The 13231-nt window shown below is 71.6% G+C and carries 15 protein-coding genes; 2 read left to right on the plus strand and 13 right to left on the minus strand.

The window, feature by feature from the left end; all coding sequences use genetic code 11:
- Positions 1-98 precede the first annotated feature (98 nt).
- Complete coding sequence (locus ASF43_RS08745) at positions 99-1595, plus strand: VWA domain-containing protein (RefSeq protein ID WP_082497726.1); 1497 nt, start codon at positions 99-101, stop codon at positions 1593-1595.
- On the opposite strand, the gene ASF43_RS08750 is transcribed toward ASF43_RS08745, so the two are convergent.
- From ASF43_RS08750 to ASF43_RS08770, 5 genes are all read right to left on the minus strand, one after another.
- Positions 1592-2338, minus strand: a complete 747-nt coding sequence (locus ASF43_RS08750) for a GAF domain-containing protein (RefSeq protein ID WP_056179138.1) — start codon at positions 2336-2338, stop codon at positions 1592-1594. The genes ASF43_RS08745 and ASF43_RS08750 overlap by 4 nt on opposite strands.
- 83 nt (positions 2339-2421) lie before the next feature.
- Positions 2422-3105, minus strand: a complete 684-nt coding sequence (locus tag ASF43_RS08755; protein ID WP_056179141.1) for a histidine phosphatase family protein — start codon at positions 3103-3105, stop codon at positions 2422-2424.
- 58 nt (positions 3106-3163) lie between these two features.
- On the minus strand, positions 3164-4555 hold the full coding sequence (locus ASF43_RS08760; protein ID WP_056179143.1) for an amidohydrolase family protein: 1392 nt from the start codon (positions 4553-4555) through the stop codon (positions 3164-3166).
- A gap of 9 nt (positions 4556-4564) precedes the next feature.
- Entirely contained in the window at positions 4565-5326 is a 762-nt protein-coding gene (locus ASF43_RS08765) for a TSUP family transporter (RefSeq protein ID WP_056179146.1), read from the minus strand.
- 4 nt (positions 5327-5330) lie between these two features.
- Positions 5331-6320, minus strand: coding sequence for a tripartite tricarboxylate transporter substrate binding protein (locus ASF43_RS08770; RefSeq protein WP_056179293.1), 990 nt, complete (start codon positions 6318-6320; stop codon positions 5331-5333).
- Between the two features lie 177 nt (positions 6321-6497).
- On the opposite strand from ASF43_RS08770, the gene ASF43_RS08775 reads away from it, so the two are divergent.
- Positions 6498-7205, plus strand: coding sequence for a GntR family transcriptional regulator (locus tag ASF43_RS08775; RefSeq protein WP_235578186.1), 708 nt, complete (start codon positions 6498-6500; stop codon positions 7203-7205).
- A 164-nt stretch (positions 7206-7369) separates the two neighbouring features.
- Here the strand turns inward: ASF43_RS08775 and ASF43_RS08780 are convergent, their stop codons facing one another.
- The 8 genes from ASF43_RS08780 to ASF43_RS08815 form a co-directional block, all read right to left on the minus strand.
- Positions 7370-7771: a PIN domain nuclease gene (locus ASF43_RS08780; RefSeq protein WP_056179152.1), complete on the minus strand. Its 402-nt coding sequence runs from the start codon at positions 7769-7771 to the stop codon at positions 7370-7372.
- A 94-nt stretch (positions 7772-7865) separates the two neighbouring features.
- Complete coding sequence (locus ASF43_RS31620) at positions 7866-7961, minus strand: type II toxin-antitoxin system VapB family antitoxin (RefSeq protein WP_235578187.1); 96 nt, start codon at positions 7959-7961, stop codon at positions 7866-7868.
- A gap of 197 nt (positions 7962-8158) precedes the next feature.
- Complete coding sequence (locus ASF43_RS08790; RefSeq protein ID WP_056179154.1) at positions 8159-8791, minus strand: LysE family translocator; 633 nt, start codon at positions 8789-8791, stop codon at positions 8159-8161.
- A gap of 11 nt (positions 8792-8802) precedes the next feature.
- Positions 8803-9714 carry a PhzF family phenazine biosynthesis protein gene (locus tag ASF43_RS08795; RefSeq protein ID WP_056179157.1) on the minus strand — a complete coding sequence of 304 codons (912 nt, stop codon included), beginning with the start codon at positions 9712-9714 and terminating at the stop codon, positions 8803-8805.
- Positions 9715-9719: 5 nt separating this feature from the next.
- Positions 9720-10355 carry a glutathione S-transferase family protein gene (locus ASF43_RS08800; protein WP_056179160.1) on the minus strand — a complete coding sequence of 212 codons (636 nt, stop codon included), beginning with the start codon at positions 10353-10355 and terminating at the stop codon, positions 9720-9722.
- 10 nt (positions 10356-10365) lie between these two features.
- Entirely contained in the window at positions 10366-11580 is a 1215-nt protein-coding gene (locus ASF43_RS08805; RefSeq protein ID WP_056179296.1) for a PLP-dependent aminotransferase family protein, read from the minus strand.
- Positions 11581-11614: 34 nt separating this feature from the next.
- Positions 11615-12538: a DMT family transporter gene (locus ASF43_RS08810; RefSeq protein WP_082497728.1), complete on the minus strand. Its 924-nt coding sequence runs from the start codon at positions 12536-12538 to the stop codon at positions 11615-11617.
- Positions 12535-13140: a LysE family translocator gene (locus tag ASF43_RS08815; RefSeq protein ID WP_056179163.1), complete on the minus strand. Its 606-nt coding sequence runs from the start codon at positions 13138-13140 to the stop codon at positions 12535-12537. Before ASF43_RS08815 ends, ASF43_RS08810 begins: the two co-directional genes overlap by 4 nt.
- Between the last annotated feature and the right edge of the window lie 91 nt (positions 13141-13231).

A 13231-nucleotide genomic window follows, 5' to 3' on the forward strand; every position in this document is an offset into this window, starting at 1 on the left:
CGACCGGGCGCGCCTGGGGTTAACGCCGGCCGACTTTTTCAACCCTGCCGGCGGGGGCGGGCCGTACAGCCATTTACCTGTCACCAACGGAGCCCTCGATGCCCATGCCTTTCCCCCTCGTCCTGCAACGCCGCGTGGCGGCCATGTTGTGCGCGCAGCTTGCGCTGTCGGCCTGCGCCGCGCAACCTGGCGCCGGCCTGTGGCCCGAGCCGGCGCCGCAGCCCGTGGCAACCGCGGCGCCACAGGAATTCGCACCGCCCGGGCACTTCGCGCCGCTGCGGCAGCGGCCGGACTTCCAGGCGCCAAGCGCCGCGCATTGCGCCCGGCCCCCGCACACGCGCGAGGTGCCGGGCCGTGCGGCCGGGCAGCAGGACGCGCTGCGCAGGGACCTGCGTGGAGCCCTGTCGCATGGGGCGTCGCCACGCGCGGCCGCGGTGGCCGAGGCGGCACCGGCAGCGCCAGCGCCCTTGACGGCCGACCGCGCGCTGTCTGCACGCGAGGCGGCCTCTGCCGACAAGCAGGCACCTGCCATGGCCAGCGCAGCGCCACCACGCCAGGGCGCGCCTGCGCCCGTGCCCGGGCCGGTGACGGCCGGCGTGGTCGACGACAACGCCGGCTTCGCCGAATACATGGCCTTTCGGGAGCGCACGCAGGTGCCGCACCGTGCGCGCGACATCCGCGAGCGCGCGCTGCTGCAGGTGCGCGACGCGCAGGGCCGCGGCGTGGCCGATGCCGAGGTGCTGGTGCGCTCGCCGCAGGGGCAGGCGGCCTGGGCGCGCACCGATGCCGCCGGCCAGGTGTGGCTGCATCCGGATGCGTTCGACACCCAGCACGCGCGCGTCTACGAGGTGACGGTGCGCCAGCACGGGCAGCAGGCCCGCGGCTACCTGCAGCGGGGACAAAAGAGCGCTCTGGAGCTGCGGCTGGACGGCGCTGCGCGATCGGCCCGTGCCCGGCTGGACCTGGTCTTCCTGGTCGACGCCACCGGCTCGATGGCGGACGAGATCGACAAGCTCAAGTCCAGCCTGCGCAGCATCGCCGACGAGGTGGCCGGCCTGCCCGGCCAGCCCGACCTGTGCTTGGCGCTGGTGGCCTACCGCGACCACGGCGACGCCTTCGTGCTGCGCAGCCATGACTTCACGAACGACCTGGCCGCCTTCCAGGGCGTGCTGAACCGGCTGCAGGCGGCCGGCGGCGGCGACTACCCCGAGGCCATGAACGAGGCCCTGCACGAGACCGTCCACCAACTCAGCTGGCGCGGCGATGGTGCCACCCGCATGGTGCTGCTGCTGGCCGATGCGCCGCCGCACCTGGACCGCGGCGGCCCGCAGTACGACGAGGACATGCAGGCCGCGCTGGGCAAGGGCATCAAGGTGTTCGGCGTGGGCGCCAGCGGCCTGGACCAGCAGGGCGAGTACATCCAGCGCCAGATCGCCCAGTACACCGGCGGTCGCTTCGTGTTCCTGACCTATGCCGATGCGCGGCGCCCGTCCAGCGGCCCGGGCCGCGAGACGGTGCACGACGTGCGCAACTACTCGGTGGACACGCTGGACCGCCTCATCGTGCGCCTGGTGCGCGAGGAACTGGCGCGCTAGGAGCGTGCCTTGCGCAGCCGGTAGCTGAACTGCCGCACCGTGAGCCCCAGCGCCTGTGCGGCGCGCGACTGGACGCCATCGTGCAGGGCCAGCACGCGCTCCAGATCCTGCGCGCTGTGCAGGCGCGCGGGCAGGTAGGCGCGCACCAGGGGCGGGCCCAGGGTGCGCGTGAGCTGCTGCAGCAGCAACTCGTGGCGCTGCAGGGCCTGGCCGGCCAGCGTCGCCAGGATCTGCAGCAGGCCCAGGTCGTGCTCCAGCAGGCGTTCGCAGGGCGCGCCGCGGTGGCAGGCCAGCACACCGACGATGCGCAGGCCGCACTCGATCGGCACGGCCAGGAAGGCCAGCGGCCCGGCCGGCAACTGTGCGCGGGCGACGGCGCGGGCCAGGAACTGCGGCTCGGCGTCGATGTCCTGCACCACCATGGCGCGACCGGTCGCCAGCACGCGGCCCGTGACGCCTTCACCCCAGGCGTAGATGCCGCGGGCCACCTCCTCGCGCGTCAGGCCATACGCCAGGCGGATGCGCGCCGTGGGCATGTGCGGGTCAAGCGCGCCGCCGTCGGCCAGCACCACACGGCCATGGTGCAGGCCCAGCAGCTCACTCATCAGGTGCAGCATCTCGCGCATCAGCAGCTCGGGCGCGCCACCCCGGGCGACATGGCGCATCACCTCGTGCATCAGCAGCAGCGTGAGCGTGCAGCGCGGCGGGACGGGGGTGCTGGCGGGCGGGGGCAGGGAGGCCATTCCCGCCGCCTGCAAGGACTGTGCCCCCTATGGCCTGGCCCTGGCAGTGTTGCCAGGGGTGGCAGCCTCGCGCATGCGCAAGGTCAGGCGAACGTGACCCAGCCTGCGTGGTCCGGATGGTCCAGGTGCGGCAATGTGTTGTAGGTCAGCAGCACATGGCGGCTCGGGGTGTAGACGAACTCCGTGACCGCGCTGTTGCGGATGCGCATGTTCAGGTCGATGGTGGTCTCGGGCGCCGTGCCCAGCACCTGGCCCACGGCCGTGGAGATCGGCCCGCCGCTGGAGACCAGCAGCACGTTGCCCGTGTGGCGTGTGCGCACATGCTCCAGCGCAGCCGCGATGCCGGCGCTGAACTCGGCATAGCTGGGCATGCCCACCGGCTGCGCATCGCCGGCCATCCAGCGCGCCAGGCCCTGGCGCAGCAGCCGGAAGTGGTGCTTGTACAGCTCGGGCGTGCTGGGCTTTTGCAGCGCCTCGGGGTGCACGGCGGCGATCACGGCCACGCTGTCGTACTCGTTCAGGCCAGGCCAGGCCGAGGGCTCGGGCAGCGCGGGCGCGCCGGCCGCCTCCATGCCGCTCCTGATGCCGGCGAAGGTCTGCGCATGGCGCTTGAGCGTGCCGGTCAGCACGGCCTCGAAGGCGAGACCCTTGAACGCGAAGTACTCGCCCAGGCGCTGGCTCTGGCGCTGGCCCTGCTCGCTGAGCTGGTCGTAGTCGTCGGCGCCAAACGAGGCCTGGCCGTGGCGCACGAGGTAGAGGGTTCCCATGGCGGCGCACTGTACGGCAGCAGGCCCGGCCGGCGCGTCACGCCAGCGACGGCGCCGGTCAGCGCCGGGCCGCGCGGTGCCGGTGCGACAGCGGGTGGACCTTGTGGATCGGTGCCTTGGCGATGTCCACGCGCGCCACCTCGCGCACCTCGTCCATCAGCGCGCGCGCGTCCCAGTCCACCGGCCAGCCCCGCCACAGCCGTAGCTGGCCGGCCACCAGCACGGCCTCGATCTGGTCGCGCGCGGCCAGGCGCACGAGTTCCCAGCCCAGGTCCCAGGACGGGCAGAGCTCGGGCACGTCCAGGTCCAGCAGCAGCAGGTCGGCGGCCTGGCCGGGCGCGATGCGGCCCGTGACGGCTTGCAGGCCCGCGGCATCGGCACCGCCCCAGGTCGCGTGCTCGGGCCACAGCCAGCCGGCGCCGCAGGACGAGTCGCCGTTGGCCAGGCCCTGCGTGAGGCGCTGGGCGGTCTCGGCCGCGTCCATGAGACGGAAGCCGTCGCTGCGCGTGCCGTCGGTGCCCAGGCCGAAGCGGATGCCCAGCGCGGCCATCAGCGGCGCGTTGGCGACGGCGTTGCCCTTCCAGCTGCTGGCCACGGGGTTGTAGGCCACGGCGGTGTCGGAGTCGCGCATCAGCACCAGCTCGTGCGGCGTGACCAGCGTGGCGTGGGCCACCAGCGTCTGCGGGCCCAGCGCGCCGACCGATGCCAGGTGCTCCATCGGCCGCAGGCCGCGCGCGACCAGCGAGCGTTCGACCGAGGCCAGGTGCTCGTTCACATGGATCTGGAACACCACGCCGGCCTCGGCCGATAGCCTGGCGATGGCGTGCAGCTGCGCGTCGCTGGCGGCCTCGGGCGTGGAGATGGCCAGCGATGGATGCACCAGCGGGTAAGGCGCGAACGCGCCCAGGTGGCGTTCGGCCGCGGCCACGCGCGCCAGGCGGGCGGCTTCGTCCTCGCCGGCGTCGTTGCAGGTCAGCGCCAGCACGCAGCGGATGCCGGCGTCGCGCGTGGCGTCGGCGATCGCGTCCAGGCCCTCCCTGGCGCGCGTGCCGGCGTCGCAGACGGTGGTGAAGCCGCCGCGCAGCGCCTCCAGCGACGCGAGCTTGGCTGCCAGGTACAGGCTGCGCGCGTCCAGGCTGCCTTCCAGCGGCACCCAGATGCGGCGGAAGATCTCCGAGGGCTCGCCGAACGCCAGCGCCTTGCCGAAGGACTGCGTCAGGTGGTGGTGCGCGTCGACGAAGCCGGGCATCACGAGCCGGCGCGGCAAGTCCACGGGCGCCAGGTGCGGATGGCGCTGGCGCAGCGGCTCCAGCGGCGCCACGTCGGTGATGCGGCCGGCCGCGATGTGCAGCGCCAGGCCCTGCACGGGGCCCTCTTCCATCAGCAGCCAGTCGGGGGCCAGCAGCAGTTCGTCGGCGCTGAGCGCTTCGCGCAATGGCTCGGGATGCATGGTGTGCTCCTATGTCGTCAGAGTGTGGAATCCGTACCAGAGGCCCAGCACCACCAGCACGCCGCCCAGCAGCCGGCGCAGCCGCGCCGTGGGCGTGCGCGCGGCGAGCCGGTCGCCCAGCGCCCAGCCCAGCACCAGCACGGCGCCCAGCGCCAGGCCCAGCGCCCAGTCGAGCTGGCCGGCCCACCAGTTCACGGCCGTGGCCGCCAGCGCGATCGGCAGCTGGATCGCCTGCGCCATGGCGATCGCCGCGCGGGTCGGCTGGGCCAGCGCCATCAGCACTGGCAGCAGCAGGATGGGCCCGCCCGTGCCCGACCAGGCCGAGCCCAGGCCCACGGCCAGCCCGATGGCGGCCAGCGTGGCGCGGCGCGGCATGGCGGCGGCGTGCTCGGGCGCGGCGCGCGCCAGCAGCGTCTGCAGGCCGCTGCCAAGCGCCAGCAACGCCAGCGCCAGGTGCATGCCGGTGGCGGGCAGCCAGCGCAGGCTGAACGCGCCCAACGCGGCGCCCAGCAGAGCAGCCAGCTGCAGGGCCAGCAGTGCATGGCGGCCGGCCGGCGGCGCGGCCGCCGGGGCCGTGCGCCGCTGCCACTGCAGCTTGAGCGTGGCCACGATGCCGGTGAACAGGAAGGCCAGCGTCGAGGCCGGCACCGCGCGCGTCAGCGGCATGCCCTCCAGTGCGCTGAGGCCGGGCACGACCAGCACGCCACCGATGCCGGTCATGCCGATGCCCAGGCCGGCGCACAGGACGAGTGCGAGGACCGCTGCGCTCATGCCATCAATCGAGCTTGATGCCGGCGGCGGAGATCACCGGGCTCAGTGCCTGCTTCTCTTTGGCCAGGTAGTCGGCGAACTGCGCGGGCGTCATGGCCAGGGGCTTCAGGCCCGCGTCGGCCAGCTTGCGCTGGATCTCGGGCTCGGCCAGCACGGCCGCCATCTCGGTGGCCAGGCGCGCGACGATGGCCGGGTCGGTCCTGGCGGGCGCCAGCAGGCCGTACCAGGACTCGATCTCCACGCTCTTGAGGTCCGGCGTCTCGGCCAGGGCCGGCGTGTCCGGCAGCGAAGGCCAGCGCTGGCGCGAGCTCACGCCATAGGCCTTGATCTTGCCGTCCTTGATGAACGGCTGGGCCAGCGTCACGGGCAGCACGGCCAGCTCGATCTGGTTGCCGGCCAGCTCGGTCAGCACCTGCGGGCCGGCCTTGTACGGCACGTGCACCAGGTCCAGCTTCGCCGCCTGCTTGATCAGCTCGGCCGTCACGTGCATGGAGGTGCCCACGCCGTCGGTGCCGTAGTTCAGCTTGCCGGGCTGAGCGCGGACCAGCGCCAGCAGCTCGGCCGTGGTCCTGGGCGCCAGGCCCGGCTGGCCGACCAGCACGAACGGCGCCACCGCCACCGGCGTGATGGGCACCAGGTCCTTCAGCGCGTCGTATTTGATGGTGTTCGGCGAGACCAGCGGTGCCACGCTGATCGGGCTGGCCACGGCGAACAGCAGCGTCTGGCCGTCGGGTTTGGCGCGCACGGCGCGCTGCGTGCCGATGGTGCCGGCCGCGCCGGCGGTGTTCTCGATGACCACCGGCTGCTTGAGCTTTTCGGCCAGGCGCGGCAGCACCACGCGGGCCGCCACGTCCACGCTGCCGCCGGCCGGGAACGGCACGACCACGGTGACGGGGCCGGACGGCCAGGGGGCCTGCGCGATACTCGCCGACGCCGCCGTGGCGGCCAGCAGGGCGGCGGTGGCCGCCTTCATCCAGTAAGCAGTTTGTTTCATGATCGACTCCAGCAACGTTGAACCAGGAACGCACCAGCACGATGCGTATTTAACTTGTTATGACAAGTTAGAACAAGTGATGCAAACACCATGCCTGCGCTGAAAGCCGGTTCCACCCCCCGTTCATCCCCCCGATCGGCCGTTTTGCGCGCCGGACTGGTGCATTCCGCACAGTCCTTGTACGCGCAGCTGCGCGACCAGCTGAAGGCCGAGATCCTGCAGGGCCGCCGCGCGCCGGGCGAGCGCCTGCCGTCCGAGGCCGAGCTGACGGCGCACTACGGCGTGAGCCGCATCACGGTGCGCCAGGCGCTGAACGACCTGCAGAAGGAGGGCCTGCTGGTCAAGGCGCACGGCAAGGGCAGCTTCGTGGCGCAGCCCGCCGTGGCGCAGGACCTCACGCGACTGAAGGGCCTGGCGGAATCGCTGGGTGGCGCCGGCCGCAGCGTGCACGGCCGCGTGCTGGGCTTCAAGCCGGTCAAGGCCAGCGCCGAGGCAGCGGCACGCCTGGGCCTGGCCAAGGGCGCGCCGGTCATGCAGCTGCAGACGCTGCGCTACCTGAACCGCGAGGCGCTGTCGCTGAACCACTCGTGGATGCCGCTGGCCATCGGCGAGCGCCTGGGCCGCATCGACCTGGCGAACCGCGACATCCTGTCGGTCTACGAGAACGAGCTGGGCCTGGCCGTGCACCATGCCGAGCTCTCGATCAGCGCCGCGCTGGCCACGCCGGCCCAGGCCAGGGCCCTGGCCGTGGCACCGGGCAGCGCCGTGCTGCAGGTCGAGCGCGTGGTGCATGCGGCCGACGGCGCGCCGCTGCACTACGAGCACACGGTGTACCGCAGCGACCTGTTCAGCTACCAGCTGACGACGGCGCGCAGCGCGGCGTAGTGACTACAGGCGCCAGCCAGGGCCGTACGTCGACCTCCTTGCGCGTGAAGCGCTCGCTGCCGCCATGGACCAGGCCGGGGTACACGGCTGAGAACGGACCGCGTTCGGCGGCGTAGGCGCGCCGCTTGCGCAGCTTGGTGCGCAGATGGCGTAGTGCAGCGCCTTCAGCTTCCTGCGTAAGCGACCTGGAGGCCCAGGTGTTGCGTGAATGGCTGGAAATCGCGGTCCGCGTGCAGCAGCGTCAAACCGTCCTCAATGCAGCGGGTGGCGATCAAGGTATCGATGGTCTTGCGCACGGTGATGCCGAGTGCGCGCAGCGCGCGGTAGTTGCCGGCGGCTTTGATGGCCAGCGCACAACCAACCAGATCGATGGACTCGAAGGATTCGAAGATCTTCCGGACGCGCTCGAACTGGCGTTGATCCTGCACGCCTTGCAGGACTTCCGTGGCGATCAGGTCGCCCACGGCGATGGGCGTGCGTCCGAGAAGGGAGTCGAGCAGGGCGACCTGCGGCGTGTCGGCCGCGCGAAAGTAGTCGACCCATACGCTGGAGTCGACCAGGATCATCGCGCGGTCCGCATGGCCTGCAGATCGCCTTCCCAGGTGATCTGGCCCTTCAGCGCACGCGCCTTCTCCTGTGCGCGCACCTGCACCAGCGTTTTCAGCCCAAGTCGACCGCCTCGCGCTTGGTTTTGGCGCCGGTGGCGCGCAGGGCGTCCTGCATGAGCTTTTCATCGATCTCGATGTTCGTTTGCATGATGTGTACCCAGTCGAAAAACGATACACATCGTCGCAGCGGGCGTCGACATGTGCGTGCCAGATGGTTCGGCAACATCTCTGCACAGCGTTGGCAAATGACGCGTGGGCCTGCACTCCAGTGACGTCTTGGCCGCCTGCGTCCTTTGCAGATTCGGAGTCGGACTCCGAATCTGCAAAGGTGGATGACGAGGGGCGCTACTTCCGCTCGATCAACGCCACCCGCAGCGCCAGAAACGCCAGCACCGAGCCCATCACATAGCGCTGCGCCCGCATCCAGCCCGCGCTGCGCGACAAGAGCCCGGTGATGCTGGCAGCGCCGAAGATCACCGCCGTGTTCACGGCTGCGCTGGCCGCCATCTGCACCGCGCCGAGCTGCAGCGCCTGCAGCAGCACGCTGCCGTTTTCGGGGTGCAGGAACTGCGGGAAGAACGACAGCGTGAACAGCGCGACCTTGGGGTTCAGCAGGTTGGTCAGAAAGCCAATGCGCAGTAGCGTGCCGTTCGAATGCGCGGGCAGGCTGCGCGCCTGGAAAGGGCCGCTGCCGCCCGGCTTCAGCGCCTGCCAGGCCAGCCACAGCAGGTAGGCCGCGCCGACGGCCTTGACCACGCCGAACGCGAACGGCACGGCCAGCAGCAGCGCGGTGAGGCCGAAGGCGGCCGCCAGCAGGTGCACGACGAAGGCCAGTTGCACGCCCGCCAGCGACACCATGCCGGCCGCGCGGCCCTGGCTCAGCGTGCGCGACACGCAATAGAGCATGTTGGGCCCCGGCGTCAGCGCCATGGCCAGCGTGGCAAGGGCGAACCAGGCAAGGTCGTGCAGGGGGACCATGTCGTCGCAACTCAGAGGTTCACCGTGCCCGCGATGCAGGTCACGCAGTCGCCGCCGACCCAGACCTGGCCGCTGTCGTCGCGTGCGATGCGCACCAGGCCGTCGCGGCCCAGGCATGCGCCCTGCGAGGCGGTGTAGGGCGCGGGCAGCAGTGCGTCGGCCAGCAGCCATTGCGCCAGGCTGGCGTTCAGGCTGCCGGTCACTGGGTCTTCGGGCACGCCGGCGCAGGCGGCGAAGGCGCGCACGACCAGGGCCGGGGCCGCCGCCGGGCGCGTGGCGCTGGCGGCGAAGGCGCGCGCCTCGCGGCTGCTGCGCGCGATCAGGGCGGGCGCCTCGTCCTGTGTGAGTGCGGCCACCCCGATCTTGTGGCCCAGGGCCTTCACCATGAGGTGGTCGGGGTCCAGCCGCAGCACGGTCTGCGCATCATCCAGCAGCAGCGTGAACCAGACGGGGCCGTTGTCCAACACCTGGGCGCGCACGATCTGCTGCGCCTTCAGGCCCAGCGCGCTGGCCACCTGGGCCAGCGTCGAGGGGCTGGGCGCGCTGCGGCGCAAAGGCGGTGCCGCGAACGCGAGTTGCGCGCCGTCGCGCCGGATGCGTACCAGGCCCACGGCCGACTGCTGCACGACGGTGGACGCGTCGCGCGGCTTGCCGCCTGCTTCGAGCCACGCGTGGCAGGTGCCCAGCGTGGGATGGCCGGCGAACGGCAGCTCGCCGCCCGGCGTGAAGATGCGCACGCGGTAGTCGGCGCCGGGCTCGGTGGCCGGCAGCACGAAGGTGGTTTCCGACAGGTTGGTCCACTGCGCGAAGCGCTGCATCTGCGCGTCGGACAGGCCCTCGGCGTCCAGCACGACGGCGAGCGGGTTGCCGAAGTAGGGCTGGTCGGTGAAGACGTCGACCTGGCGGAACGGGCGGGTGGTCATGGTGGTCAGGACAGGGGTTGGTCGAGCACGCCGACGGCGCCGGGGCGTTCGGCGACGGCCTGGTACCAGCGGTCCAGGTGCGGGCGCGGCGTGCGGTCGAAGGGCAGGCCGTTCCAGCGGTGGACTTCGCAGGCCACGGGGATGTCGGCCATGGTGAAGCTGTCGCCCGCCAGGAATGGGCGGCGCGCGAGTTCGGCGTCCAGCAGGTCCAGCAGCGGCTCGGTCTCGTTGAACGAGCGCGCGATGGCCGCGTCCACGCGCTGCTCGGCCGGCGTGCGGATGAGCTGCACGAAGGCATCGCGGCCGGCGGGGTTCAGGGTGGTCTGCTGCCAGTCCATCCACATCTCGGCGGCGAAGCGCTGGGCCAGCGGCTCGGGGTACAGCGTGCCGGCGGCGTGGCGCGCGCAGAGGTAGCGCACGATCACGTTGGATTCCCACAGCGTGACTTCGCCGTCCTCCAGCAGCGGCACCATGCCGTTGGGGTTCTTGCCTCGGTACTCGGGCTCGGTCACCAGGCCGAAATGGCCGCCCGCGTCGGTGCGCTGGGCCGACAGGCCCAGCTCCTGCACCGTCCAGACGACCTTGCGCACGTTGATGGAGCTCATGCGGCCCCAGATGCGCAGCGGCGTGTCGGTGCTCATGGCTGCGCGCTCACAGTTGCACCGGCGCGGCCTGGCGCTGCGTGTCCAGCGCGGCGATGGCTTCGCGGATGGTCTGCGCCAGCGCGGCGATGCCGGTGTCGATCTGGCTGTGGCTGGCCGTCACGAAGGACAGGCGCATGGTGTGGGTCTCCGGCGTGTCGGCATAGAAGGCCGCGCCAGGCACGAAGGCCACGTTGCGCTCCACCGCGCGCGGCAGCAGGGCCACCGCGTCCACGCCCTGCGGCAGGCGCACCCACAGGAACATGCCGCCCACCGGCTTGTTCCACTGCACGCCCTCGGGCATCTCGCGTTCGAGCGCGGCCAGCATGTGGTCGCGCTGGCTCTTGTACAGCGCGCGGATGGTGGGCACGTGGCGGCCGAGGAAGCCGTCCTGCATGACCTGCGCCACCATGCGCTGGTTGAAGCTGGGGCTGTGCAGGTCGGCCGCCTGCTTGGCCTGCAGCAGCTTGGGGTACAGGCCGGGCGGGGCCACCATGAAGCCCAGGCGCAGGCCGGGCGCCAGCACCTTGGAGAACGAGCCCAGGTACACGCCACCCTCGCGGTTGCGCGCGGTCAGCGGCGCGGGCGGCGGCTGGTCGAACCACAGGTCGCCATAAGGGTTGTCTTCGACCAGCGGCACGCCCGTCTCCTGCGCCACGGCCACCACGGCGGCGCGGCGCGCCTCGCTCATGGTGCGGCCCGTGGGGTTCTGGAAGTTGGGCAGCAGGTAGGCGAAGCGCGCGCGCTCGGCGCCCTGGCCGGCCTTGGCCTGGAAGTCGTCGGCACGCAGGCCTTCGTCGTCGCTGGCCACGGCCACGGCGCGCGGCTCCATGGGCGTGAAGGCCTGCAGCGCGCCCAGGTAGGTGGGCGTCTCCACGAGGATGCGGCTGCCCTGGTCGATCAGGATCTTGGCGATGAGATCGAGGCCCTGCTGCGAGCCGGTGGTGATCAGCACCTGCGAGGGCGACACCTTCCACGGCAGGCCGGCGGCGACCATCTCGCGCAGCGGGCCATAGCCTTCGCTGGCGGCGTACTGCAGGGAGGCGGGGCCGTCCTCGGTCAGCACCTTCTCGCAGGCGGCGCGGAACTCGGCGACCGGAAAGGTCTTGGGCGAGGGCAGGCCGCCGGCGAAGCTGATGATGCCGGGCTTCTCCGTGACCTTGAGGATCTCGCGGATCACGGAGGGGTTCATTTTTTCGGCGCGTGCGGCCAGGGTCCAGTTCATGCGTTGCTCCTTGTGCGTGTCGTCCAACATTCTCTCAGCGCGCTACCCGGTGTGCCGGCATGCGGCGGCCCACGAACACCACCGCGATCACCGCCAGGCCGAAGCCCAGCGTCACCGCGTCCAGCGATTCGCCCAGCAGCGGCACGGCGGCCAGCATCGACAAAAAGGGCTGCAGCAGTTGCACCTGGCTCACGCGCACCGTGCCGCCCAGGGCCAGGCCGCGGTACCAGGCGAAAAAGCCCAGCCACATCGAGAACACGGCCACATAGGCAAAACCGCCCCATGCCTGCAGCGCGATCGGCGCCTGCGGCCGGCTCCACCAGGCCAGCGGCAGCGTGACGGGCAGCGCCAGCACCAGCGCCCAGCAGATCACCTGCTCGGCCGGCATGCGCTGCGCGAGTTGGCCGCCATAGCCGTAGCCCAGGGCGCCCAGCAGCATGGCGGCCAGCAGCAGGAGATCGGCCGGCTGCACGGCCAGGCCCTGCGTGCCCGAGCGCAGCAGCGCGAACGCCACCACCAGCGCGCTGCCCAGCACCGCGGCGGCCCAGAACCCGAGCGAGGGCCGCTGCCGGTGCAGCCAGGCGCCCACCGCGGCCGTGGCCAGCGGCAGCACGCCCACGATGACGGCGGCATGCACGGCCTCCACATGGCGCATCGCGACCGAGGTCAGCAGTGGAAAGCCCAGCACCACGCCCAGCGCCGTGGCTGCCAGCGGCAGCAGCACCGCGCGGCGCGGCAGCGCGGCCCGCGTGGCGACCAGGTAGGCAATGGACAGCAAGGCCGCCAGCACGGCCCGCCCCATGCCGACGAACACGCCGGAGAGCTGTGGCACATCGGGGGTTCCCACGGCGATGCGCGTCATCGGCAGCGTGAGGGCGAAGATCGCCACGCCGAGCACGCCCAGCCACAGGCCCAGGCTCTCACCCGAAGCGTTGTTGTGCGCGATGGTGGTCGTCATGTCTTGGCCTGCAGCATCCACACCGCCGTGAGCACGAGCACGGCCGCCATCGCGCGGTTGAACCACAGCAGCCGCCGGCCCTGGGCCAGCCAGCCGCGCAGCAGCGCGCCGAGCAGTGCATAGGTGAGATTGCTGAAAAAGGCGAAGCACAGCATCAGCGGCAGCACCTGGGCCAGCCGCAGGCCCATGTCCTCGCGGCCCGCGATCCAGCCGGCCACGATGGCCAGGGCCAGCATCCAGGCCTTGATGTTGACGAACTGCAGCGCGATGCCCTGCACGAAGCCCACGTCCAGCTTGCGTGCATCGGCCTCGCCCAGCTGCGCGCTGCGCGCCAGCTTGAACGCCAGCCACAGCAGGTAGGCCACGCCGAGCCCCTTGATCGCCAGCGCCAGCGCCGGCTGGGCCACCACCAGCGCGCCGAGGCCGGCCGTGCACAGCAGCAGCACCAGGCCCCAGCCGGCCGGCACGGCCCAGATGAACGGCATGGCGTGGCGCAGGCCGTGGTTGGCCGCCAGCGCCGAGGACAAGGTGGTGTTCGGGCCCGGCGAGAAGCTCATGGCCGTGGCCAGCAGCAGCAGGGCGCTCAGTTCGCTTGCGGTCATGGTGTACAGGTGGGGGCTTGTCGATCGGGGATACAGACTCTATAGTTTTAACCAACACAGATGCAATACAGTTTTTAGTAGCAGTTGCAAA

This window comes from Pseudorhodoferax sp. Leaf267, from assembly GCF_001422405.1.
Lineage (GTDB): Bacteria > Pseudomonadota > Gammaproteobacteria > Burkholderiales > Burkholderiaceae_C > Pseudorhodoferax.

Excerpts from the sequence above, each read along its gene's own strand:
- ASF43_RS08745 (WP_082497726.1), top strand. The coding sequence starts at position 99 with ATGCCCATGCCTTTCCCCCTCGTCCTGCAACGCCGCGTGGCGGCCATG.
- ASF43_RS08750 (WP_056179138.1), bottom strand. The coding sequence starts at position 2,338 with ATGGCCTCCCTGCCCCCGCCCGCCAGCACCCCCGTCCCGCCGCGCTGC.
- ASF43_RS08755 (WP_056179141.1), bottom strand. The coding sequence starts at position 3,105 with ATGGGAACCCTCTACCTCGTGCGCCACGGCCAGGCCTCGTTTGGCGCC.
- ASF43_RS08760 (WP_056179143.1), bottom strand. The coding sequence starts at position 4,555 with ATGCATCCCGAGCCATTGCGCGAAGCGCTCAGCGCCGACGAACTGCTG.
- ASF43_RS08765 (WP_056179146.1), bottom strand. The coding sequence starts at position 5,326 with ATGAGCGCAGCGGTCCTCGCACTCGTCCTGTGCGCCGGCCTGGGCATC.
- ASF43_RS08770 (WP_056179293.1), bottom strand. The coding sequence starts at position 6,320 with ATGAAACAAACTGCTTACTGGATGAAGGCGGCCACCGCCGCCCTGCTG.
- ASF43_RS08780 (WP_056179152.1), bottom strand. The coding sequence starts at position 7,771 with ATGATCCTGGTCGACTCCAGCGTATGGGTCGACTACTTTCGCGCGGCC.
- ASF43_RS31620 (WP_235578187.1), bottom strand. The coding sequence starts at position 7,961 with ATGCAAACGAACATCGAGATCGATGAAAAGCTCATGCAGGACGCCCTG.
- ASF43_RS08790 (WP_056179154.1), bottom strand. The coding sequence starts at position 8,791 with ATGGTCCCCCTGCACGACCTTGCCTGGTTCGCCCTTGCCACGCTGGCC.
- ASF43_RS08795 (WP_056179157.1), bottom strand. The coding sequence starts at position 9,714 with ATGACCACCCGCCCGTTCCGCCAGGTCGACGTCTTCACCGACCAGCCC.
- ASF43_RS08800 (WP_056179160.1), bottom strand. The coding sequence starts at position 10,355 with ATGAGCACCGACACGCCGCTGCGCATCTGGGGCCGCATGAGCTCCATC.
- ASF43_RS08805 (WP_056179296.1), bottom strand. The coding sequence starts at position 11,580 with ATGAACTGGACCCTGGCCGCACGCGCCGAAAAAATGAACCCCTCCGTG.
- ASF43_RS08810 (WP_082497728.1), bottom strand. The coding sequence starts at position 12,538 with ATGACGACCACCATCGCGCACAACAACGCTTCGGGTGAGAGCCTGGGC.
- ASF43_RS08815 (WP_056179163.1), bottom strand. The coding sequence starts at position 13,140 with ATGACCGCAAGCGAACTGAGCGCCCTGCTGCTGCTGGCCACGGCCATG.